The sequence below is a fragment of the Streptomyces tibetensis genome (assembly GCF_007655005.1).
Classification (GTDB): Bacteria; Actinomycetota; Actinomycetes; order Streptomycetales; family Streptomycetaceae; genus Streptomyces; species Streptomyces tibetensis.
Map to the genome: position 1 here is coordinate 28241 of NZ_SZVW01000008.1, position 23324 is coordinate 51564.

A 23324-nucleotide genomic window follows, 5' to 3' on the forward strand; every position below is an offset into this window, starting at 1 on the left:
TCGGCCGCCGCCGGGTCAAACCACCCCATCAGTTGAACGCCCGGACCGCGCGTTGACGCTCTGTCCGACGCCCGGACCGCTCATCGGCGTCGGCGTGGCCGCGGCTCACCGGCGGTGCCGCACGGTCCGCCGCAGATGTTCCCCGGTGCACGAGCCCTCGGCCTCCTAGGAGGGAGCACCGACAGCCTCCGGCGTGATTTCCCTCAATTCTCCTTCCTCCATCAGCAGCCAGCGCGTGATGCCGATCGACTCCAGGAACGGCAGATCGTGGCTGGCCACGACCAGCGCTCCCTCGTAGGACTCCAGGGCCGTGGTGAGCTGCCGGACGCTCGCCATGTCCAGGTTGTTGGTCGGCTCGTCCAGCAGGAGCAGCTGCGGTGCCGGCTCGGCCAGCATCAGCGCGGCCAGCGCGGCCCGGAAGCGTTCGCCGCCGGACAGCGTCGCCGCCTTCTGGTCGGCGCGGGCGCCCCGGAACAGGAAGCGCGCCAGCCGCGCCCGGATCCGGTTGTTGGTGGCGTCCGGCGCGAACCGGGCCACGTTCTCGGCGACCGACAGCTCCCCGTCGAGGACGTCGAGCCGCTGCGGCAGGAACCGCAGCGGGACGTGCGCCCGCACCTCACCCGCCTCCGGGGCCAGCTCGCCGGTGATCGTGCGCAGCAGCGTCGTCTTGCCCGCGCCGTTGCGTCCGATCAACGCGACCCGCTCGGGCCCGCGCAGGTCGAAGCCGCCCTTCACCCGGGCGCCGTACCGGAGCCCGAGATCCCGGAGGGTGAGGACGGTCCGCCCCGGCGGCACCGCCGTGTACGGCAGGTCGACACGGATCTCGTCGTCGTCCCGTACGGCCTCCACCGCCTCGTCGAGCCGCCCCCTGGCCTCGGCGAGCTTCTCCTCGTGCATGATGCGGTGCTTGCCCGCGGACTCCTGCGCCGCGCGCTTGCGCGCCCCCATGACGATCTTCGGCTCGCGCTTCTGGTCCCACATCTTCTGCCCGTACCGCTTGCGGCGGGCCAGTTTGACCTGGGCGTCGGCCAGTTCGCGCTTCTGCTTGCGGAAGTCGGACTCGGCGACGCGCACCATGCGCTCCGCCGCCTCCTGCTCGATCTCCAGTGCCTCCTCGTAGGCCGAGTAGTTGCCGCCGTACCAAGCGATCTCGCCGGAACGCAGATCGGCGATCTGGTCGACGAGGTCCAGCAGTTCGCGGTCGTGGCTGACGACGACCATCACGCCCGGCCAGGACTGGACGGCCGCGTACAGCCGCCGACGGGCGTACAGGTCGAGGTTGTTGGTCGGCTCGTCCAGCAGCAGCACGTCGGGCCGGCGCAGCAGCAGCGCGGCCAGACGCAGCAGGACGGACTCGCCGCCGGACACCTCGCCGATGGTGCGGTCCAGTTCGACGTGGCCCAGGCCGAGTTCGCCGAGCGTGGCGAGGGCGCGCTCCTCGACGTCCCAGTCGTCGCCGACGGTCTCGAAATGCGCCTCGCAGACGTCGCCCGACTCGATGGCGTGCAGGGCGGCGCGCTGAGCGGCGATGCCGAGGGCCTCGTCGACACGCAGGGCGGTGCCGAGCGTGACGTTCTGCGGGAGGTAACCGACCTCACCGGCCACGCGGACGGTGCCGTCTGCCGGTGCGAGTTCACCGGCGATCAGCTTCAACAGGGTTGACTTTCCGGACCCGTTGACGCCGACCAGGCCGGTCCGACCGGGGCCGAACGCGACGTCCAGGCCCTCGAAGACGGCACTGCCGTCGGGCCAGGTGAACGCAAGGGACGTAAGGGTGATGGAAGTGGACATGGGGCCTCACTCGCGGTTGCTCGAAGCGGTCAGGGGCAAACGCGTGTCGAGACACCTGCGACCAGGGGAGGAGGTTCCATGGGCACGTCACGGACATGAAAAATGCCCTGCACCAGGAGGACGGCTCGAACGCCGAGGTCGCACGCAGCGCACACCACAGAGGGATGTGACACGGTGTCTCAGGACCTCAGACGAGCAACGTCCTTCTCCAATCGGCGGCAACAGGACGCTGTACACGCTACGAAGGCCCTGCAGGCCTGTCAACGCATTAACGCGCAACCCGATCTTCCCGCTCCGAGGAGGCCTCCCGTGCCGCACGGCCCGCTCTCGCTGCCGGCCCGGCTCTGCCTGCTGGCCTGGGACGCCGCACGCCCCGCGGCCGGCCGCGCCGCCCTGCGGCCCGGCCTGGTGCGGGCCGGTGCCCTCGTCGAGCTGGCCCAGCGCGGGCTGCTGATCGACGTGGACGGTATCGCCACGCCGGTGGACCTGGACGCGAGGGCGGGTGACCCGGTCCTCGACGGGCTCCTGGATCTCGTCCGCGAGTCGTGCCCGCACCCCTGGCGGACATGGGTGACGCTGCGGGCACGGGTGACCTTCGATGCCGTTCGGGAGCAGCTGGTGGCCGAGGGGTACCTGCGGGCGGAGAAGCACCGGGTGCTCGGGGTGTTCCCGTCCGTGGAGTACGCGCTGGAGCGCAGGGCCGCCGTGGAAGTGCTGCGGGAGGAGACCCGGCAGGTCCTGCGCGGGCCGCTGCCGGTCGCCGGGATCTCCGAGCGGGACGCCGCGCTCGCCGTCCTCGCCCCCGCGGCCGGCCTCTTCGGCGACAGCGCTCCCGGCCGGCGCGCCGAGGAGCTGGCCGAACGGGCCGCCGCGGCGACGCCCGGGCTGCGCGGGATCCTGCGCGAGCTGAGCACGGCGGTGACGGCCGGGGCAGCGGTGGCGACCTCGCCCTGACATCCGGCAGGGCCGATCAGGCGGACCGACCACCCTGTCGGATTCCTGCCAGACCCGCACCCCGTCCCGCTGGTTCAGTTGCCCGCATGACGAACCAGAGCGACCGTGCCTTCGCCTTCCGTGACCTCCACCTCCCCGGGACCCCGCTGGTCCTGCCCAACACCTGGGACGCCGTGAGCGCGCGGCTCGTCGAGGACGCCGGTGCCGCCGCCGTGGCGACGACCAGCGCAGGGCTCGTCTGGGCGCTGGGCGCGCCGGACGGTGAGCGGGTGGACCGCGAGGCGGCGGTCGCCGCCGTCGCCAGGATCGCCGGTGCCGTGACCGTCCCCGTGACCGCGGACATCGAGAGCGGCTACGCCGAGGACGCCGAGGGCGTCGCCGGCACGGTCCGGGCGGTCATCGCCGCGGGAGCGGTGGGCGTCAACATCGAGGACGCGCTGCACGGAGCCGGAAGCGGCGGCCGGCTGCGGGACGTCGCCGAGCAGGCGGAGCGGATCGCCGCCGCCCGTGAGGCGGCCGACGCGGCGGGTGTGCCGCTGTTCGTCAACGCCCGGACCGACACCTTCCTGAGCGGCGCCGGGGGAGTGGACCTCACCCTGGAGCGGGCCGCCGCCTTCCGCGCCGCGGGTGCCGACGGGATCTTCGTTCCCGGGGCCGTCGACCCGGGAACGGTGAAGGAACTCGTGAACGGCGTCGACGGACCGCTGAACGTCATGGCCGGCCCCGGCGCACCCCCGGTCGCCGAACTGGCCGCCCTGGGCGTCGCCCGCATCAGCGTCGGCTCGGGAATCGCCCAGGCCGCCCACGCCCTGGTCCGCCGGGCCGCCCGGGAGCTGCTGGACCGGGGGACCTACGGGTCGCTGACCGACGCGCTCGCCTACGGTGAGGTCAACGCCCTTCTCGGACAGCCGCGTTAGCTCAGCACGCGTCCCGCATCAGCTCCGCGAGACCGTGGTCCAGATCCAGCTGGAGGTGCTCCAGACCCACCGGCACGAGTTCGCTCGTGGCCTCGAGGAACCGGCGGATCTCGCTGGAGCGGACATGGACCACGGCCGTGCCCTCGGGGGCGTGGAACTCCAGCACCGTGCGGTCGTAGCCGTAGGGGCGTACGCGCACGTCGCCGTGCCCCTCGGCGCTCCTCTGGCCCGCGGCGAGCAGCTCGCGGGAGAAGGTCCAGCAGACCTCGACGCCCTCCAGCGTGGCCGGGGCGGGGAAGGTCATGCGGACCGCGAAAGGATCACGCCGGTCGTAGTGCAGCGTCGCGGGAATGCTCGGCATACGCGGCGCGGCGGCGACGAGGCGGGCCTCCACGGGCTGCTCGATGACGATGGACAACGCCTTGCTCCCTTGTGACGGCTGGACGGACACTTCCGGGCGGATGAGGCCGGGCACTGGAAGAGACGACGGAATCAGCCAATCCGTGCACACGAAATGCGAGTGACCTCTGTCACCGCGTTCATGCGCCAGAGTGACGTGACTCTCCTTGTGTGCCTCCCAAGGCACTTGTGCCGCCCGCCGCACCTCCCGTGCCACCCACGAGGCCGTCTGGACGGCACCCGGGCGGTGGGCTAGCTTCCCCCGCCATGAGGCGCATGGGGAGCACGCGACGGACGGGACGAACACGGGGCAGGGCGACCGCGATGGCGGCCTGCGCGGCGGCACTGGCGGCCCTGACCGCCGTACCGGCGCAGGCGCACGGGCCTGAGCACCGGCCGGCGCACTGGGAACTCAAGGACACCGGCACCCCGCAGGCACGCTTCCGGGGCCTCGCCGCCGTCAGCCGGAACACCGCCTGGGTCGCCGGCACCGGCGGCACCGTGCTGCGCACCACCGACGGCGGGGAGAGCTGGCGGAACGTGTCGCCCCCCGGCGCGGGGGAGTTGCAGTTCCGGGACGTCGAGGCGTTCGACGCCCGCCGGGCCGTGGTGCTGGCCATTGGCGAGGGCGAGGCGTCCGGGGTCTACCGCACCGACGACGGCGGAGCGACCTGGACGGAGTCCTTCCGCAACCCCGACCCGAAGGCGTTCTACGACTGCCTCGCCTTCTTCGACCGCCGCCACGGTCTCGCGATGAGCGACCCGGTGGACGGGAAGTTCCGCATCCTGTCGACCGGCGACGGCGGCCGCACCTGGACGGTGCTGCCGGACCGGGGGATGCCGGCCGCGCAGGAGGGCGAGGCCGGATTCGCGGCGAGCGGCCAGTGCCTGGTGACGTCCGGGACGAAGGACGTCTGGCTGGCCACCGGCGGGGCCGCACGCGCCCGGGTCCTGCACTCCTCCGACCGCGGACGCACCTGGACGGCCGCCGACTCGTCCCTCCCGGCGGGCGACCCCGCCCGGGGCGTCTTCGCGCTCGCCTTCCGCGATCGCACCCACGGTCTCGCCGTCGGCGGCGACTTCCGCCCCGACCAGCCCTCACCGCAGGCCGCCGCCCGCACCTCCAGCAGCGGCCGCACCTGGCGCCCGGCCGCCGCACCCCCGCCCGCCTACCGCTCCGGCGTCGCCTGGCTCCCGCACAGCCGCACCGCCGCCCTCGCCGTCGGCCCCACCGGCACCGACCTCACCACGGACGCCGGCCGGACCTGGCGGACCGTCGACCCGGGCTCCTACGACACCGTCGACTGCACCCCGGACCACGGGTGCTGGGCCGCCGGTGAGAAGGGCCGGGTTGCCCGCCTGGAGCACTGAGCATGCGGGGTGCCCTGATCGTTGGCAGTGTGGGTACTCGTTCACTGATCGGGAAAGGAAGTGAGCGGACATGCCACGCGGTTCGAGCCCCAAGCGGGAGCGCCAGTACGAGCACATCAAGGAAAGTGCGAAGGACCGGGGCGAGAGCACCGGACGCGCCGAGGAGATCGCCGCGCGGACGGTGAACAAGGAACGCGCCCGCTCCGGCGAGTCGAAGACGGCCAGCCGCACCTCCACCCAGGACATGTCCTCCGGCAAGCGGGGCGGTCAGCGGTCGGGGCAGGGCTCCCAGGGGCCCACGTACGACCAGCTGTACCAGGAGGCCAAGCGCAAGGGCGTCGAGGGCCGTTCCAGCATGAACAAGAGCCAGTTGCAGCGCGCGCTGGGCAAGTGAGGCGGATGCCTCAGAGGGTCTCCCGGTAGGCCTCCAGCGCGGGCGCAGTCTTCGTCGCCGTGAACTCGGTGACGCGGTACGCGCACACGCCCGCGGTGACGAACGGGTCCTCCGCGGTGATCTCCTCGATCCGCGCGCGATCCCCCGCGACGGCGATGATCACCCCGCCGTCGCGGGGGTTCTTGCGCCCTGACGCGAGGAACACCCCCTGCCGGTACTGCTCGTCGAGCCACAACACATGCTCCTTCAGCACGGCGTCGACGGCTTCCAGCGGGGCGGTGTACGTCAGTTCCAGCACGAACATGATCGTGACCCTACCCCCGGGCACCCGTCCGGCCGCCGGGCAGCCCGTAGGCTCAGGCCATCATGACGACCGTACGCATCCCCGAGGACTGGCCCGCCACCGAGGAACAGGCCCGCGCCGTCCAGGACGCGCTGCGCGCCCGTGTGATCCTCGACGAACCGGGACCGCCGCCCCGAACAGGCCGTGTGACGGGGGTGGACGTCGCGTACGACGACGAACGGGACGTCGTCGCGGCGGCGGCGGTCGTGCTGGACGCGTCGAGCCTCGACGTCGTCGCCGAGGCCACGGCCGTGGGCCGGGTCTCCTTCCCGTACGTGCCCGGGCTGCTCGCCTTCCGCGAGATCCCCACGGTTCTCGCCGCCCTCGAGGCCCTGCCCTGCCCGCCCGGCCTGGTCGTCTGCGACGGCTACGGCCTCGCCCACCCCCGCCGCTTCGGCCTGGCCAGCCACCTCGGCGTCCTGACCGGCCTGCCCACGATCGGCGTCGCGAAGAACCCGTTCACCTTCACCTACGACGACCCGGACACCCCGCGCGGCAGCACCGCCCCCCTGTTCGCCGGCTCCGAGGAGGTCGGCCGGGCCCTGCGCACCCGGGACGGGGTCAAGCCGGTCTTCGTCTCCGTGGGCCACCGGGTGACGCTGGACGACGCCTGCGCCCACACCCTCGCGCTGACCCCCGCCTACCGCCTCCCGGAGACCACCCGCCGGGCGGACGCGCTGTGCCGCCGGGCCCTGCGGGAGACGCACCCGGGCTGACCGGCCGCACGATGAGGGGCGATCTGAGTACCGGCTCTGAGTACCCGTACGGATGCCCGGCGGGGACCGGGCCGACAGGCTGGGGCGCATGACAACGCACCGCGCCCCCAAGCCTGTTGCCGCTCCGACCCAGACCGTCGAGCGGGCCGTCACCATAGGACTGATCCTCGCCGTCCTGGCCGGGCTCGGCTGGATCGCCGGGATGATCTACACCCTCGCCGAGTGGCCGCTGTAGGCCCCCGGCGGGCCCTCAGCGGGCCGCCGCGACGCGGAAGCGGATGCCCGCCGCGCGCAGCCGGCCGATCAGCGCGTCGCCCATCGCCACCGCCGTGGTGACCTGACCCGCCGTCTCCGGAAGGTCGTCGAAGGCCAGGCACAGCGCCGACTCGGCGAACATCTTGGCCGTCTCGTCGTAGCCGGGATCGCCGCCCGAGACCTCCGTGTAGACCCGCGAGCCGCCGCCTTCGCCCACGAAGCGCACGGAGAACCAGCTCTTCGCCCGCTTCTCGGGGCTCGGCCCGTCCCCGGGCTTCAGCCGGTCCGACAACCAGCGTCGGGCCGGAGCGACCTGAGCCGCCGCGACCAGTGCGCCGACCGCCGCGACCCCGCCCACGGCGACGGGCAGATGCCGGACGGCCGCGTACTGCCGGTAGCGGAAGTCGGGCCCGTACCGTTCGAGGGCCGAGGCGGAGCGCCGCACGATCTGCGGGTCGATGGTCGGCATCGGCAGTGCCCACGCGCCGACCTCCTTGGCGAACCGCGGTCCGCCCAACGGCGCCGACGTCCGCCGGCCCACCAGCCGGGGCTCGTGCCGCCGCCGGTCCCGCGCGGCCGCCGCCATCTCCCGCTGCCGTGCGAACTGGCCCAGCGCGGAGGCGAAGGTGCCGCCCGAGAACGCCGCGTCCGCGGTGACGAAGCCCTCCACGGTCAGCGGCACGTCCTCGGGCAACTGCTGCACGGTGAAGTACACACCCAGGTCGTACGGGACCGAGTCGAACCCGGCGGCGTGCACCAGCCGCGCCCCGGTCTCCCGCGCGCGTGCGTCGTGCCGGACGTACATCAGGTCCACGAACTCGGGCTCGCCGCACAGGTCCAGACAGTCGGTCCCGGCGTCCGCGCAGGCGGCGACGAGTTCCTCGCCGTACGTCACGTACGGGCCGACGGTCGTGGCCACCACGCGCGCCTGTCCGGCGAGGTCGCGCAGCGAGGCCGGGTCGGAGACGTCCGCCCGCAGCACCCCGATCTCCGCGTCGGCGGGCAGCCGCTCCCGCAGCCGCTCCAGCTTCTGCGCGCTGCGGCCCGCGATCGCCCAGCGCAGCCCCTCGGGCGCGTGGGCGGCCAGATACTCCGCGGTGAGCGCACCGGCGAAACTGGTCGCTCCGAAGAGCACGATGTCGTACGGACGGTCCGTCCTGCTTTGCCTGCTCATGACACCCCTCGGTCGTGCAGCCCGTGCCGCTGTCGGTGGCCGAGGCTAGCGTGAGGAATGCGGAGCCCGACGACGAGCCCGGAGGACGACGATGGCCGTGCCCAGGATTGCCCTGAAGAAGTGGGAGAAAGTGCGCGCGTTCGCACTGGGGCTGCCGGATGCCGTCGAGGAGTTTCCCTGGGGCGAGTCCGTCGCGAAGGTCAACAAGAAGGTGTTCGTCTTCCTCGGGGTCGAGGACGGCAGTTACCCCCTGGGGGTGACGGTGAAGCTCACGGACGAGACGGCGCACGCCCACGCGCTGGCCTGCCCCGGCGCCGAGCCCGCCGGGTACGGCCTGGGCAGGGCAGGCTGGGTGAGCGTGCCCCTGGAGGCGAAGGGCGCCCCGGCAGCGGAGGTGCTCTGCGACTGGGTGGAGGAGAGCTACCGGGTCATCGCCCCGAAGCGGCTGATAGTCGAGCTGGACGGGACCTGACCCCGTCCGGCAGATTGCTAAGCGCTTGCTCGTTCAGGTCTTGTGCCGAGTGGAACACGTTCTTAGCATCACTGGTGTTACATCAGATGTGTCACAGCACTGGGGGCTGGATGACCACGGCAAGGACGCCAGGACACGGCCCGCTCACCGGCGTGCGCGTCGTCGAGCTGGCCGGTATCGGCCCCGGCCCGTTCGCCGCCATGCTCCTGGCCGACCTCGGGGCCGACGTCGTGCGCGTGGACCGCCCGGGCGGCCCCGGACTCGGGATCGACCCGGCGTATGACGTCACCAACCGCAACAAGCGCTCGGTGATCGTCGACCTGAAGTCCCCCGACGGCCAGGAACAGGTGCTCGACCTCGCGGCCCGCGCCGACGTCCTGGTCGAGGGCTACCGCCCCGGCGTCGCGGAACGCCTCGGCGTGGGCCCCGAGCCCTGCCACGCCCGCAACCCGCGTCTCGTCTACGGCCGGATGACCGGCTGGGGTCAGGACGGCCCGCTCGCCCGGCGCGCCGGGCACGACATCGCGTACATCGCCCCCACGGGCACCCTCGGCATGATCGGCAGGCCGCAGGAGGCGCCGCCGGCCCCGGCCAACCTGCTCGGCGACTACGCGGGCGGCTCCCTCTACCTCGTCGTCGGCGTCCTCGCCGCCCTCCACCACGCCCGCGCGACCGGCACCGGCCAGGTCGTCGACGCCGCCATCGTCGACGGGACGGCCCACCTCACCACGATGATCCACGGCATGCTCGCCGCCGGGGGCTGGCAGGACCGCCGCGGCGGCAACCTCCTGGACGGCGGCTGCCCCTACTACGGGACCTACGAGACGGCCGACGGCCGGTACATGGCAGTCGGCGCCCTGGAACCGCAGTTCTACGCCGAATTCCTCGGCCTCCTCGGCGTCGAGGACCGAGCCGACGCGCGCAAGGACGTCACCCGCTGGGACGAACTGCGCGAAGAGATCGCCGTCCGCTTCAAAGCGCGGACGAGGGACGAGTGGACGGCCGTCTTCGACGGGTCCGACGCCTGTGTGGCGCCCGTGCTGTCGCTGCGCGAGGCACCGCACCACCCGCACCTGGCCGCCCGCGGCACCTTCACCGACCACGGCGGCATCACCCAGCCCGCCCCGGCCCCCCGCTTCTCCGCGACCCCGACCTCCGTCCGCACCGGCCCGGCGCGGCCGGGTGCCCACACGGCGGACGTCGCCCGGGACTGGGACGTTCCCGGGCTCCTCCCGTCGTCCCGAAACCCTCAGTGAAAGGCCCCCTCGTGAGCACCGAAGCGTACGTCTACGACGCGATCCGCACCCCGCGCGGCCGCGGCAAGGCCAACGGAGCCCTGCACGGCACCAAGCCCATCGACCTGGTCGTCGGACTCATCCACGAGATCCGGGCCCGGTTCCCGGACCTCGACCCGGCCGCCGTCGACGACATCGTCCTCGGCGTCGTCGGCCCGGTCGGCGACCAGGGCTCCGACATCGCCCGGATCGCGGCCATCGCCGCGGGCCTGCCCGACACGGTGGCGGGCGTGCAGGAGAACCGCTTCTGTGCCTCGGGCCTGGAGGCCGTCAACCTGGCGGCGGCCAAGGTGCGTTCCGGCTGGGAGGACCTCGTCCTCGCGGGCGGTGTCGAGTCGATGTCCCGGGTGCCGATGGCCTCCGACGGCGGGGCCTGGTTCAACGACCCGATGACCAACCTCGAGGTCAACTTCGTGCCGCAGGGCATCGGCGCCGACCTCATCGCCACCATCGAGGGCTTCTCCCGGCGCGACGTCGACGAGTACGCGGCCCTCTCCCAGGAGCGGGCCGCCACCGCCATGAAGGACGGCCGCTTCGAGAGGTCCGTCGTCCCGGTGAAGGACCGCAGCGGCCTCGTCGTCCTCGACCACGACGAGTTCCCGCGTCCCGGCACGACGGCCGACTCCCTCGCGGGGCTCAAGCCGTCCTTCGCGGACATCGGCGAGCTCGGCGGCTTCGACGCGGTGGCGCTCCAGCAGTACCACTGGGTGGAGAAGATCGACCACGTCCACCACGCGGGCAACTCCTCCGGCATCGTCGACGGCGCCTCGCTCGTCGCGATCGGCTCCAAGGAGGTCGGCGAGCGCTACGGCCTCACGCCCCGCGCGCGGATCGTCTCCGCCGCCGTCTCCGGGTCCGAGCCCACCATCATGCTCACCGGCCCCGCCCCCGCCACCCGCAAAGCCCTCGCCAAGGCGGGCCTCACCATCGACGACATCGACCTCGTCGAGATCAACGAGGCGTTCGCGGCGGTCGTCCTGCGCTTCGTCAAGGACATGGGCCTGTCCCTGGACAAGGTCAACGTCAACGGCGGCGCGATCGCGCTCGGCCACCCCCTCGGCGCCACCGGCGCGATGATCCTCGGCACCCTCGTCGACGAACTCGAGCGCCAGGACAAGCGGTACGGCCTCGCCACGCTGTGCGTCGGCGGCGGCATGGGCGTCGCGACCATCGTCGAGCGCATCTGACCCCCTCCCGACGGATCACACGGAGCACCTCCACATGAGCACTGAGTCCACCACCATCCGCTGGGAACAGGACCGCACCGGCCTCGTCACCCTCGTCATCGACGACCCGAACCAGTCCGCGAACACCATGAACCAGGCGTTCCGCGACTCGCTGGCCGCCGTCACCGACCGTCTGGAGGCCGAGAAGGACTCCATCCGGGGCGTCATCATCACCTCCGCGAAGAAGACCTTCTTCGCCGGCGGCGACCTGCGCGACCTCATCCGCGTCACGCCCGAGACCGCCCAGGAGCTGTTCGACGGCGGCATGGCCATCAAGCGGAACCTGCGCCGCATCGAGACCCTCGGCAAGCCCGTCGTCGCCGCCCTCAACGGCGCGGCCCTCGGCGGCGGCTACGAGATCGCCCTCGCCTGCCACCACCGTGTCGCGCTCGACGCGCCCGGCTCCAAGATCGGCTGCCCCGAGGTCACCCTCGGTCTGCTGCCCGGAGGGGGCGGCGTCGTCCGCACCGTCCGGCTGCTGGGCATCGCCGACGCCCTGCTGAAGGTCCTCCTCCAGGGGACCCAGTACAACCCGCGCCGCGCCCAGGAGAACGGCCTCGTCGACGAGGTGGCCGACAGCCAGGAGGACATGCTCGCCAAGGCCCGCGCCTTCATCGACGCCAACCCCGAGTCCCAGCAGCCCTGGGACAAGCCGGGCTACCGCATCCCGGGCGGCACACCGGCCAACCCCAAGTTCGCCGCGAACCTGCCCGCCTTCCCGGCCAGCCTGCGCAAGCAGACGAACGGCGCCCCCTACCCGGCCCCGCGCAACATCCTCGCCGCCGCGGTCGAGGGCTCCCAGGTCGACTTCGAGACCGCCCAGGTCATCGAGGCCCGCTACTTCGTGGACCTTGCGGCCGGACAGACGTCGAAGAACATGATCCAGGCGTTCTTCTTCGACCTCCAGGCCGTCAACTCCGGCGCCAACCGGCCGAAGGGCATCGAGCCCCGCAAGGTCCGCAAGGTCGCCGTCCTCGGCGCCGGGATGATGGGCGCCGGCATCGCCTACTCCTGCGCCCGCGCCGGCATCGACGTCGTCCTCAAGGACGTCTCCCTGGAGGCGGCCCTCAAGGGCAAGGGCTACTCCGAGAAGCTGTCCGCCAAGGCCGTCTCCAAGGGCCGCACGTCCCAGGAGAAGGCCGACGCGCTGCTCGCCCGCATCACCCCCACCGCCGAGGCGCAGGACCTGGCCGGCTGCGACGCCGTCATCGAGGCCGTCTTCGAGGACACCTCCCTCAAGCACAAGGTGTTCCAGGAGATCCAGCACGTCGTGGAGCCCGACGCGCTGCTTTGCTCCAACACCTCCACCCTGCCCATCACCGCCCTCGCCGAAGGCGTGGAGCGCCAGGGCGACTTCATCGGCCTGCACTTCTTCTCGCCCGTCGACAAGATGCCGCTCGTCGAGATCATCAAGGGCGAGCACACCGGCGAGGAGGCCCTGGCCCGCGCCTTCGACCTGGTCCGGCAGATCAACAAGACGCCCATCGTCGTCAACGACTCGCGCGGCTTCTTCACCTCCCGCGTCATCGGCCACTTCATCAACGAGGGCGTCGCGATGGTCGGCGAGGGCATCGAGCCCGCCTCGGTCGAGCAGGCCGCCGCCCAGGCCGGCTACCCGGCCAAGGTGCTGTCGCTGATGGACGAGCTGACGCTGACCCTGCCCCGCAAGATCCGGGCCGAGACGAAGCGGGCGGTCGAGGAGGCGGGCGGCACCTGGACGGCCCACCCCGCCGAGGCCGTCATCGACCGCATGGTCGACGAGTTCGGCCGCACCGGCCGCAGCGGCGGCGCCGGCTTCTACGACTACGGCGACGACGGCAAGCGCACCGGCCTCTGGCCCGGCCTGCGCGAGCACTACACCAAGCCGGGGTATCGGATCCCGTTCCGGGACATGCAGGAGCGCATGCTGTTCTCCGAGGCGCTGGACACCGTCCGGCTGCTGGAGGAGGGCGTGCTGACCTCCGTCGCCGACGCCAACATCGGCTCCATCTTCGGCATCGGCTTCCCGGGCTGGACCGGCGGCGTGCTCCAGTACATCAACGGCTACGAAGGGGGCCTGCCCGGCTTCGTGGCCCGCGCGCGGGAACTCACCGAACAGTACGGCGAGCGCTTCGCCCCGCCCGCGCTGCTGGTGGAGAAGGCGGAGAAGGGGGAGCGGTTCAGCGACTCAGTCCGCGGCTGACCCGCCGGAGCCCGACGGCCCGGTGAGCCACTCGCCCAGCTCTTCCTTCAGCGACCGCTGGAAAGCGGTGAGGAGCGCCTGCACCACCAGCGGGTGCATGTGCGCCGACAGGGACCGCACGTCCCGCGCGTCACGCTCCGCCACCTCACCGCGGAAGAGCTGGGACAGCTCCCGGGCCGCGGCCCGCGTGTGTTCGACGAGGACCTTGCGCGCCGCGAAGATCGCCTCCTGGGACAGCGGCACGTCCAGCAGCCCGGCGCCGAGCCGGAGCAGACCGAGGTCGGCCTCGTACCCACCGTCCGCGGGCCGGACCACGCCCATGGCGGCGAGCCGCTCGACGTCCTCGTCGCCCAGCGGCCGTCCGGCCCGCCGCTCCAGCTCCGCCCGGGTGACCGTCTCCACGGTCTCCGGCGCCCACGAGGCCACCACGGCCCGGTGGATGGCGAGGTCGTGCGCGCTCAGGTCCGGCGGCAGTTGCCGCAGGTAGCGCTCGATGCCGGCCAGCGTCATGCCCTGCTGCTGCAACTCCTCGATCAACGCCAGCCGGGCCAGGTGCTCGCGCCCGTAGTGCCCCACCCGCCGCGGCCCGAGCACCGGCGGGGGCAACAGCCCCTTCGTGCCGTAGAAGCGGACCGTGCGCACCGTGACTCCGGCCCGGGCCGCCAGCTCGTCGATCGTGAGGGTCGGCTCCTCGGTGTCGGTCGTCATGTGCAGCAGTATCGCTGTCTCACCAGTGCTGTGAAACCTTCCGAGACCCACGGGACGTCAGGGACCTCTGGTGTGAGAAGTCGCGCCCTGTGACGTACGCCACCGCGTGAGCCGCGAAGGGTGGGGGAAGGTGGCCCCTTGGTCTGCGCCTTTACCGAGGGCGCGGACCTTATGTACGTCCGGAAAGCCGAGCGCGACCCGCTCGGGAGCACCAGAGAGTGGATCCACCGTGAGCAAGGACGCCGTGAACACGGCAGCAGCCGCATCCCGCAGTGACGCGGCCCAGGTGCCCGCGGACGCGGGCGACGCCGGCTACAGCAAGGACCTCAAGCCCCGCCACCTCAACATGATCGCCATCGGAGGCGCGATCGGCACCGGGCTCTTCCTGGGTGCGGGCGGCCGCCTGCACAACGCGGGCCCGGCCCTGGCGATCGCCTACCTGGTCTGCGGCATCTTCGCCTTCTTCGTGGTCAAGGCCCTCGGTGAGCTCGTGCTCTACCGCCCCTCCTCGGGCTCCTTCGTCTCCTACGCGCGCGAGTTCCTCGGTGAGAAGGGCGCGTATGTCGCCGGCTGGATGTACTTCCTGAACTGGTCGACCACCGGCATCGCCGACATCACCGCGATCGCGCTCTACACGCACTACTGGAGCCTGTTCACCGACATCCCGCAGTGGGTGCTCGCGCTGGTCGCCCTGGCGGTGGTCCTGGTGGTGAACCTGATCTCGGTGAAGATCTTCGGCGAGATGGAGTTCTGGTTCTCGATCATCAAGGTCGCCACGCTCGTCGGCTTCATGCTCATCGGCATCTTCCTGCTCGCCACGCAGCACAAGGTCGGCGGTGGGACGCCGGGCCTGAGCGTCATCACCGACAACGGCGGCGTCTTCCCGCACGGCATGATGCCGGTCGTCCTGGTCATGCAGGGCGTGATCTTCGCGTACGCCGCGCTGGAGCTGGTCGGTGTCGCCGCGGGCGAGACCGCCGAGCCGGAGAAGATCGTCCCGCGCGCGGTGAACTCGATCATGTGGCGCGTGGGCCTCTTCTACGTCGGCTCGGTCGTCCTGCTGGCCCTGCTCCTGCCGGGTTCTGTCTACTCGGCCGACCAGAGCCCCTTCGTCACGGTGCTGTCGAAGATCGGCATCCCGGCCGCCGGCGACGTGATGAACCTGGTGGTCCTCACGGCCGCCATGTCCTCCCTCAACTCCGGCCTGTACTCCACGGGCCGCATCCTGCGCTCCATGGCGATGGCCGGCTCCGCGCCGAAGTTCACCGCCCGCATGAACCGCAGCCAGGTGCCCTACGGCGGCATCCTGCTGACCTGCGGGGTGTGTGTGCTCGGCGTCGGCCTGAACTTCCTCGTGCCGGCCCAGGCCTTCGAGATCGTGCTGAACGTGGCCTCCCTCGGCATCATCAGCACCTGGGTGATCATCATGGTCTGTCACCTGGTCTTCGTCCGCCGTGCCAAGGCGGGCCTGATCAGCCGCCCCACGTTCCGTCTCCGGGGCACCCCGGTCACGGAGATCGCCACGATCGTCTTCCTGCTGGCCTGCCTCGGCATGATGTGGAACGACCCCGAGGTCGGCCGCAAGACCCTCCTGCTCATCCCGCTGATCGCCGCCATGCTGGTCGCCGGCTGGTTCGGCGTCCGCCGCAGGGTCTCCCAGACGGCGGACCAGGAACTGTCACAGCTGACGAAGTAGCGGGACGGGGCCTCTTCCGGACCAAGGAACCGATCACGATTCGGCACCCTTCAGCGCGCGAGGAAGGTGGTCCTGCCTGTGCGCGAGGAAGGCGGTCCTGCCTGTGCTCCATCACGGCGACACGTGAGCCATCGCCGCATCTCAGAGGAAACACCCGCGCTGTTCTGCCCGCGGCAGAACAGCGGCCCGACCGGACTCGACGATCACTACTGTCCAGTCGCATGACGACGATTGCAACGCGCACGGTCGAGTACCCGGCCGACGGTCTGACGATGATCGGGCACCTCGCACTCCCGGCCGGAGTCGATCGCCGGCCCGCGGTGCTGATCGGGCCGGAGGGCATGGGGCTCAGCGACGTCGAGCGCCGCCGGGCCGATGCTCTCGCCGAGCTGGGATACGTCGCGCTGGCCTTCGACCTTCACGGCGGCCGCTATCTGGGTGACCCCGAGGAGATGCTGGCCCGTTGCATGCCGCTGCTCGCCAACCCCGAGCGGATGCGGGGCATCGGTCATGCGGCGCTCGACGTGTTGCGCGCCGAGCCGCGGACCGACCCCGACCGGATCGCCGCCATCGGCTACGGCACCGGGGGCGCCGTCGGGCTGGAACTCGGGCGCGACGGCGTCAACCTGCGTGCGATCGGGACAGTCAACGCGCTGACCACGGGCCGACCGGGCGAGGCGGCGCGCATTCGCTGCCCGGTGTGGGCCGGGGTCGGGTCGGAAGACCCGATCATGCCGCCCGCGCAACGGGGCGCGTTCACCGCCGAGATGCAGGCCGCGGGCGTCGACTGGCGCCTGGTGGTCTACGGCGGCGCCTTGCACGCCTTCCACCACCCGCCGGTCGACCACCCCGTGGTCCCCGGCGTCGGCTACCACCCACGGCACGCGCAGCGAGCCTGGCACGACGTCGTCGACCTGCTCGCCGAGTGCCTGACCGTGACGGAGTGATCCAATCGACAACCGCGATTCCGGGCCCCGGACCAGGCCGCGCGACCGCCACCGGCTCCGGTGGTCTCACCCTCGACGCGGTCAGCGGCTGGCGGGATCGGCCTGTCGGGCCCGTGGGGAGGCGCAGGCAGCCGAAAGAGATCAGGCGCATCGGGTGCGTGCGGGGACTGTGAGTCCGTAGCCACCCGCCCCCAGTGCGGAAGCTGGATGGCGCGGACGTCACGGGACTGCTTGTTCAACTCCGTTGCGCTCCTTCGTCGTCCGGATGCGCGACGTCCACCGACTGGACCAAGCGGGGGGATGCGTACTCGTCCGGCGTGTCCTTCCGTGGTCCGGTCAACGGCTCCATGGCAGCCGCCGGCTCAGCCCTGGCTGTCGAAGGCCGCTGCCAGGCAGTCGCCGAGGCGCCGGGCGAGGGTGCCGCCGGGGTCCAGGCGGGGATTGAAGATCGTGACGGTGAGGCCGACCGCGCCGCCGCCGGACAAGGCCGTGCGCAGGACGGTCTCCAGCTCCCGCCAGGACAGGCCGTCCGGCTGCCGGTAATCGACGGCGGGCATGAGCGCGTCGTCCAGCACGTCGACGTCGAGATGGACCCAGAACCCGGCGTCGGCGCCGCCGCCGCTCAGCAGCCCGACCGCGCGGCGGGCCGCCTCGGCCGCCCCCAGTGCGCGCACGGTGTCCAGTTCCATCGCGTGCAGCGCGGGCGGCAGCGGCTGCATCCCGTGTGCCGCCGACTCCTCCGCGTCCCGGAACCCCAGGGCGACGACGTCCTCGTCCCGCACGAGCGGGCCCCGGCCCTCCAGGTCGGCCAGCACGCGCGGGCCGCGGCCGGTGGCCAGGGCGAGTTCCATGGAGGCCACCTCGCCGGCCGGCTCGGCCGAGGGCTGGTAGAAGTCGGTGTGGCCGTCCAGGAAGAGCAGACCGTGCCGATCGCGTCGGCGCAGCGCGAGCAGGGTGCCGAGCAGCACGCTGCAGTCGCCGCCGAGCACGACGGGGAACCGGGCGTCGTCGAGGACGCCGCCCACGGCTCCGGCCAGCGCAACGGAGTAAGTGGCGATGCCACCGGCGTTCAGGACACCGGTGTCCGGGTCCCGCTCCGGGGCGTACGGGGGCGGCTCGACCCGGCCCGCGTGCACCGCCCCGAGTCCCTCGGCCAGCCCCGCCCCGAGGAGCGCCGCCGGCAGATCCTCCACCCCGGTGGGGCGCAGCCCGAGCACGGACGGGGCCTCGATGATCGCCAGTTTCCGCAACGCCGGCTCCCTCGTCAGCAGCCGCGGCCTCACTCGTCACGGCGCATGGGCTCACCGTAGCGAGCCGGGCCCCGTCCGGCAGGCCGGGTGCGTCCTGACGGGGGCGCCGGCGCGGCGAGCCGGGCTCGTCCGGCAGCGGGTGCCGCCTGACGGGGTGGGGCGCCGGCGCGGCGAGCCGCCCCGGCCGGGTCGCGCCGGACACCCCCGCGTGAGGACGTCAGTGCCCGTGCGCCCCGTTCGTCGCCGCGATCCGCTTCCACGACCTGGGCTGCGGAACGCCCTTCGCCGCCTCGGCCACCGCAGCGGTCCGAGCCGCCGGCGCCCCCGGCTTCGACGGCTGGAACAGCCACGTGTCGAACAGCGCGGCCAGCGGCTTGCCCGACACCTCCTCCGCGTACCGCTGGAAGTCCGCCACCGACGCGTTGCCGTGGGCGTACTTCGACGGCCAGCCCTTGAGGATCGCGAAGAACGCCTCGTCGCCGATCTTGTTGCGCAACGCCTGGACGGCCAGTGCGCCGCGGTCGTAGACCGCGATGTCGAACTGGTTGTCCGGGCCGGGATCCCCGGGCTTCACCGTCCAGAACGGGTCGTCGGCGGGATGCGAGGCGTACACGTAGTCGGCGAGTTCCTGCGCCGTGCCCTCGCCCTCGTGCTCGGACCACAGCCACTGCGCGTACCGCGCGAAGCCCTCGTTGATCCAGATGTCCTTCCAGCCCTTGACCGACACCTCGTCGCCGTACCACTGGTGGGCCAGTTCGTGGACGACGACCGACACGTTCGACCCGTTCGCGAACTGCCGCGGGCTGTAGAACGGCCGGGTCTGGGTCTCCAGCGCGTACCCGGTGTCCGTGTTCGGCACGTATCCGCCGAGCGCGCTGTAGGGGTACGGCCCGAAGTACCCGGCGAGCCAGTCCGCGATCTCCCCGGTCCGTTCGATGCTCGCCCGCGCGGCCCCGGCGTTCGCCCCGAGATCCTTGCTGTAGGCGTTGAGGACCGGGATGCCGCCCTCGGTCGTGCCGGTCGTGATGTCGAACTTCCCGACCGCGAGCGTGGCGAGGTACGTGGCCTGCGGCTTGTCGGACCGCCAGTTCCAGCGCGTCCAGCCGAGCTTCGAACTCGTCGACTGCAGCGTGCCGTTGGAGATGGCCTGGGTGCCGTCCGGGACCAGCACGGACACGTCGTAGGTCGCCTTGTCCAGCGGATGGTCGTTGCCCGGGAACCACCAGGCCGCCGCCTCCGGCTCGTTCGCCGCGACGCCTCCGTCCGGGGTGCGGTGCCAGCTGGTGAAACCGAAGGCCTGCTTCGACGACGGCACCCCGCGGTAGCGCACGACGACCGTGACGGGCGCGCCCTTGGCCAGCGGGGTCTTCGGTGTGATCTCCAGCTCCTGCTCGCCCGAGGTGCGGAACGAGGCCTTCGCCCCGTTGACCCGTACCTCGCCGACGTCCAGCAGGAAGTCCAGGTTGAAGCTCGACAGGTCCTGGGTGGTGCGGGCCACGAGCGTGGCCGTGCCCTCCAGTTCGTCCGTGGCCGGCTGGTACTTCAGGCGGAGGTCGTAGTGGGAGACGTCGTATCCGCCGTTGCCGTAGGCCGGGTAGTAGGGGTCGCCGATACCCGGCGCGCCGGGGGAGGAGGAGGCGGCCGATGCCGGGATCGCCAGCAGGAGAACGGCCGCTGCCAGGGCTCCCGGCGCGATGATTCTGCGGTGCACGCAAGGCTCCAAGTCGTAGGGTCCCGAGGTCTTCCGGGGTCTGTCCGGAGCCTATTGACTCCCTGTGTCCCTGATCATGTCCATGGCCCCTGCTGTCACACGATCGCCATTCGGCCGACATGAGACACCCGCCCCGGACGCCCGACCCGGACACGCCGGTCCGTCAGCTGCCCTCTTCTGAACAGGAGTTCACCGATGTACCGTCCGGCGCATGCCGAAACGCACGCGCTTCACGACCTGGAGACCGCTCGCGACGGCGGCCACGGCCGCCCTCTTGGCCACCTTGCTCACCCCCGCGGCCGCCCAGGCCGCACCGGCCGCCCCGCGCGGGAGCGAACCCGTCTACTCCTACGAGAACGCCGTCCGCGAGGCCGTCTGGGTGGACACCGGGCTCGACGGCGACCGCGACGGGAAGACCGACCGGGTCGCCGCCGACATCGTCCGCCCCCGCGAAACCGCCCGGCAGGGCCGCAAGGTCCCCGTCATCATGGACGCCAGCCCGTACTACTCCTGCTGCGGGCGCGGCAACGAGAGCCAGAAGAAGACCTACGACGCGCAGGGCCGCGTCGTCCAGACGCCGCTGTACTACGACAACTACTTCGTCCCGCGCGGCTACGCCTTCGTCGGCGTGGACCTGGCCGGAACCAATCGATCCGACGGCTGCGTCGACGTGGGCGGCCGCTCCGACATCCGGTCCGCGAAGGCCGTCGTCGACTGGCTGAACGGCCGTGCCAAGGCCTACACGAGCCGCACCGGCACCACCCGCGCGCAGGCCGGCTGGACCAACGGCCGCACCGGCATGATCGGCAAGAGCTGGGACGGCACCATCGCCAACGGCGTCGCCGCCACCGGCGTCAAGGGCCTGAAGACCATCGTCCCGATCAGCGCCATCTCCTCCTGGTACGACTACTACTTCCAGCAGGGTGCCCCGCTCTACGACTCCGGCCCCGAGTGGCTGTCGGACTACGTCGACAGTCCCGACGCCCGCGCCAAGTGCGCGGCCGTTCAGCGCAAGCTCGTCGACGGCGCCCCGCGCACCGGCGACCGGACCCCGCTGTGGGCCGAGCGCGACTACGTGAAGGCCGCGCGCAAGGTCACGGCCAGCGTCTTCCTGGTGCACGGCATGCAGGACCTCAACGTCCGCATGAAGCACGTCGGCCAGTGGTGGAACGCCCTCGCGAAGCACGGCGTCGAGCGCAAGATCTGGCTCTCCCAGACCGGCCACGTCGACCCCTTCGACTTCCGCCGCGGCGCCTGGGTCGACACCCTGCACCGCTGGTTCGACCACGAACTCATGGGCTACGACAACGGCATCGACCGCGAGCCCATGGCCGACATCGAACGCGCACCCGACCGGTGGGACACCTCCAGGACCTGGCCGCCGAGCGGCACCCGGGCCGCCACCCTGCGCCCCGACCGGGGCACCCAGGCCGGCGTCGGCACCCTCGGCCTGCACCGCGGCCACGGCACCGAGACCTTCACCGACGACCCGCGGCGGGGCGAGACCGACTGGGCCGGCCGGCTCGACGAGCCGACACCGGACAAGGCCGGTTTCGGCACCGGACCGCTCACCCGCGACCTGCGCCTGGCCGGCTCCTCCCGGGTCACCGTCACCGCCACGCCCTCCACCCCGACGGCCCACCTCTCCGCCGTCCTCGTGGACGTCGGCCCCGCCACGATCCGCGACTACGCGGACGCCGGCGAAGGCATCACCACCCTCACGGACCGGACCTGCTGGGGCGCGAGCACCACCGGCGACAGCTCCTGCTTCAAGGAGACGAAGGCCAAGACCGCCGACGTCGACTTCACGGTCGTCAGCCGCGGCTGGGCCGACCTCGGCAACCACGCCTCGGAGAACAAGGGTTCCCCACTCACCCCGGGCAAGCGGTACACGATCACCCTCGACCTCGCCGCGACCGACCACGTCGTCCGCAAGGGCCACCGCCTGGCGCTGATCGTCGCGGGCACCGACCAGGGCCTCATCGACCCTCCCGCCGACAAGCCGAAGCTCACGCTCGACCTGTCCCGCACCTCGGCGCGCGTCCCGTTCGCAGGCGGAGCGGCCGCCTTCGCCCGCGCCACCACAAAGGCCGCGTCCGCCACCCCCGACGCCACATCGCTGGACGGCGTACGGGAACCGCGCACCACGCACCGCGTCCCGGAGGGAACCCGATGAGCCGCGCCGGCGCCCTCATCCTGACCACCGCGGCCCTGACGGCCTCCCTGGTCGCCGCACCGGCACAGGCGGCCACCGGCTCCCCGCCGCGCACCGGCTTCGAGCAGTCCGACGGTGCCCGCTGGACCACCCAGCCCGAGGAGCAGGACTTCCTGCGGGCCGTCGACCGGTCGGGCAGCCGCGTCTCCGTGACCCGCTTCGGCACGACGAAGCAGGACCGCCCGCTCCAGGTGGTGCGGATCGGAAACCGTCCGAGCCCCAGCAGGGTCCTGCTCGTCTGCAGCCAGCACGGCGACGAGCCCTCCGGCCGCGAGGCCTGCCTGACCACCGTCCGCGACCTCGCCTACGCCCGCGACAGCCGCACCCGCCGCTTCCTGGACCGCACCACGGTCCTGGTCGTGCCCACCGCCAACCCGGACGGCCGGGCCGTGAACACCCGCGGCAACAGCGACGGCGTCGACATCAACCGCGACCACCTCGCCCTCAAGACAGCCGAGGGCCGCGCCCTGGCCGCCCTCATCCGGGACCAGCGCCCCGACATCGTCTACGACCTGCACGAGTACGGCGCCACCCCCCGGTTCTACGACAAGGACCTCTTCGACCTGTGGCCGCGCAACCTCAACACCCACGAGGCCGTCCACGACGAGGCGCGGACCCTCTCCGAGGCGTACGTCCGCCCCGCCGCCCGGCGGGCCGGCCACTCGACGGGCACCTACGGCATCTGGACCGACCCCGAGACCGGTGAGCCGGTCAAACAGGTCGCCGGCGACGGACAGGAGCGCATTCTGCGCAACATGTCCGGTGTGAAACACTCCGTCGGCCTGCTCATCGAGAGCCGGGTGGACCCGCTCACCGAGGCGGAGAAGGCGGATGAGGCGCTCAACAACCGGCGCCGGGTCACCTCCCAACTGGACGCGCTCAAGGGCATGTTCGGATACACCGGCCAGCGCCGCGCGCGCGTCGAGGCGGCGACGGCACGGGCCCGGCTCGCGGGCTACGCCGACACCGGACCCGTCTACGTCGGCGGCGCCGACAACGAGGCCCCCGAACCAGCCGAAATCATCCCGAACCCACCCTGTGGTTACCGGCTCACCGCCGCCCAGTACGCCGAGGTGGGCGACGAACTCGCCCTGCACGGCGTGCGGGTGCGCAAGGACGGCGAGGGTGTGCTCATCCCGCTGCGCCAGCCCCTGCGGGCGCTCGTGCCGCTGCTGCTCGACGACCGGGCCGAGTACCACCTGACAGGAGGTTCATACGAAACCGCATGTTGAGAGGGGTGAAATTCCGCCATACGTGGTAGCAGCGTTTACGGAGGGCCTACATCCTCCCCCGCTGTCCCGATGAAAG

General features: G+C 72.1%; 21 protein-coding genes. 14 read left to right on the plus strand and 7 right to left on the minus strand.

Going from position 1 to position 23324, the window contains the following annotated elements; translation table 11 throughout:
• Positions 1–165: 165 nt before the first annotated feature.
• Positions 166–1791, minus strand: coding sequence for an ABC-F family ATP-binding cassette domain-containing protein (locus FDO69_RS15105; protein ID WP_104780336.1), 1626 nt, complete (start codon positions 1789–1791; stop codon positions 166–168).
• 309 nt (positions 1792–2100) lie between these two features.
• On the opposite strand from FDO69_RS15105, the gene FDO69_RS15110 reads away from it, so the two are divergent.
• Positions 2101–2745, plus strand: a complete 645-nt coding sequence (locus tag FDO69_RS15110) for a GOLPH3/VPS74 family protein (RefSeq protein WP_167526598.1) — start codon at positions 2101–2103, stop codon at positions 2743–2745.
• Positions 2746–2831: 86 nt separating this feature from the next.
• Positions 2832–3662, plus strand: coding sequence for an isocitrate lyase/PEP mutase family protein (locus tag FDO69_RS15115; RefSeq protein ID WP_104780338.1), 831 nt, complete (start codon positions 2832–2834; stop codon positions 3660–3662).
• A 1-nt stretch (position 3663) separates the two neighbouring features.
• Here FDO69_RS15115 and ssgD read toward each other — a convergent pair whose 3' ends face one another.
• The gene (ssgD, locus tag FDO69_RS15120; RefSeq protein WP_104780339.1) at positions 3664–4080 is read right to left on the minus strand and encodes a spore wall synthesis regulator SsgD; all 417 of its coding nucleotides are present in this window, start codon (positions 4078–4080) and stop codon (positions 3664–3666) included.
• Between the two features lie 305 nt (positions 4081–4385).
• Here ssgD and FDO69_RS15125 point away from each other — a divergent pair, with 305 nt between their 5' ends.
• Positions 4386–5432, plus strand: coding sequence for a beta propeller repeat protein (locus tag FDO69_RS15125; protein WP_170320888.1), 1047 nt, complete (start codon positions 4386–4388; stop codon positions 5430–5432).
• Positions 5433–5502: 70 nt separating this feature from the next.
• A complete protein-coding gene (locus FDO69_RS15130) occupies positions 5503–5826 on the plus strand; it encodes a plasmid stabilization protein (RefSeq protein ID WP_104780341.1) in 324 nt (107 codons plus the stop codon).
• A 10-nt stretch (positions 5827–5836) separates the two neighbouring features.
• Here the strand turns inward: FDO69_RS15130 and FDO69_RS15135 are convergent, their stop codons facing one another.
• Positions 5837–6130 carry a YciI family protein gene (locus FDO69_RS15135; RefSeq protein ID WP_104780342.1) on the minus strand — a complete coding sequence of 98 codons (294 nt, stop codon included), beginning with the start codon at positions 6128–6130 and terminating at the stop codon, positions 5837–5839.
• Between the two features lie 62 nt (positions 6131–6192).
• On the opposite strand from FDO69_RS15135, the gene FDO69_RS15140 reads away from it, so the two are divergent.
• Positions 6193–6885, plus strand: a complete 693-nt coding sequence (locus FDO69_RS15140; RefSeq protein ID WP_104780343.1) for an endonuclease V — start codon at positions 6193–6195, stop codon at positions 6883–6885.
• 88 nt (positions 6886–6973) lie between these two features.
• Positions 6974–7120: a morphogenic membrane protein MmpA gene (gene mmpA / locus FDO69_RS15145; protein WP_170320889.1), complete on the plus strand. Its 147-nt coding sequence runs from the start codon at positions 6974–6976 to the stop codon at positions 7118–7120.
• A gap of 15 nt (positions 7121–7135) precedes the next feature.
• On the opposite strand, the gene FDO69_RS15150 is transcribed toward mmpA, so the two are convergent.
• Positions 7136–8314: a saccharopine dehydrogenase family protein gene (locus tag FDO69_RS15150; RefSeq protein WP_104780345.1), complete on the minus strand. Its 1179-nt coding sequence runs from the start codon at positions 8312–8314 to the stop codon at positions 7136–7138.
• 91 nt (positions 8315–8405) lie between these two features.
• Here FDO69_RS15150 and FDO69_RS15155 point away from each other — a divergent pair, with 91 nt between their 5' ends.
• The 4 genes from FDO69_RS15155 (at position 8406) to FDO69_RS15170 (ending at position 13489) form a co-directional block, all read left to right on the plus strand.
• Positions 8406–8786 carry an MmcQ/YjbR family DNA-binding protein gene (locus FDO69_RS15155; RefSeq protein WP_104780346.1) on the plus strand — a complete coding sequence of 127 codons (381 nt, stop codon included), beginning with the start codon at positions 8406–8408 and terminating at the stop codon, positions 8784–8786.
• A gap of 110 nt (positions 8787–8896) precedes the next feature.
• Entirely contained in the window at positions 8897–10042 is a 1146-nt protein-coding gene (locus FDO69_RS15160; RefSeq protein WP_104780347.1) for a CaiB/BaiF CoA transferase family protein, read from the plus strand.
• Positions 10043–10053: 11 nt separating this feature from the next.
• Entirely contained in the window at positions 10054–11268 is a 1215-nt protein-coding gene (locus tag FDO69_RS15165) for an acetyl-CoA C-acetyltransferase (protein ID WP_104780348.1), read from the plus strand.
• Positions 11269–11302: 34 nt separating this feature from the next.
• Complete coding sequence (locus FDO69_RS15170; protein ID WP_104780349.1) at positions 11303–13489, plus strand: 3-hydroxyacyl-CoA dehydrogenase NAD-binding domain-containing protein; 2187 nt, start codon at positions 11303–11305, stop codon at positions 13487–13489.
• On the opposite strand, the gene FDO69_RS15175 is transcribed toward FDO69_RS15170, so the two are convergent.
• On the minus strand, positions 13475–14197 hold the full coding sequence (locus FDO69_RS15175; protein WP_104780350.1) for a MerR family transcriptional regulator: 723 nt from the start codon (positions 14195–14197) through the stop codon (positions 13475–13477). The genes FDO69_RS15170 and FDO69_RS15175 overlap by 15 nt on opposite strands.
• 229 nt (positions 14198–14426) lie before the next feature.
• Here FDO69_RS15175 and FDO69_RS15180 point away from each other — a divergent pair, with 229 nt between their 5' ends.
• Both FDO69_RS15180 and FDO69_RS15185 read left to right on the plus strand, forming a co-directional pair.
• The gene (locus FDO69_RS15180) at positions 14427–15893 is read left to right on the plus strand and encodes an amino acid permease (RefSeq protein WP_104780351.1); all 1467 of its coding nucleotides are present in this window, start codon (positions 14427–14429) and stop codon (positions 15891–15893) included.
• Between the two features lie 221 nt (positions 15894–16114).
• Complete coding sequence (locus FDO69_RS15185; protein WP_104780352.1) at positions 16115–16840, plus strand: dienelactone hydrolase family protein; 726 nt, start codon at positions 16115–16117, stop codon at positions 16838–16840.
• 362 nt (positions 16841–17202) lie between these two features.
• Here FDO69_RS15185 and FDO69_RS15190 read toward each other — a convergent pair whose 3' ends face one another.
• On the minus strand, positions 17203–18090 hold the full coding sequence (locus FDO69_RS15190) for an arginase family protein (protein WP_104780353.1): 888 nt from the start codon (positions 18088–18090) through the stop codon (positions 17203–17205).
• A gap of 217 nt (positions 18091–18307) precedes the next feature.
• Entirely contained in the window at positions 18308–19801 is a 1494-nt protein-coding gene (locus FDO69_RS15195) for a M1 family metallopeptidase (protein ID WP_167526599.1), read from the minus strand.
• A 211-nt stretch (positions 19802–20012) separates the two neighbouring features.
• Here FDO69_RS15195 and FDO69_RS15200 point away from each other — a divergent pair, with 211 nt between their 5' ends.
• On the plus strand, positions 20013–21977 hold the full coding sequence (locus FDO69_RS15200; protein ID WP_104780355.1) for a Xaa-Pro dipeptidyl-peptidase: 1965 nt from the start codon (positions 20013–20015) through the stop codon (positions 21975–21977).
• On the plus strand, positions 21974–23248 hold the full coding sequence (locus tag FDO69_RS15205; protein ID WP_104780356.1) for a M14 family metallopeptidase: 1275 nt from the start codon (positions 21974–21976) through the stop codon (positions 23246–23248). Before FDO69_RS15200 ends, FDO69_RS15205 begins: the two co-directional genes overlap by 4 nt.
• Positions 23249–23324: the final 76 nt, after the last annotated feature.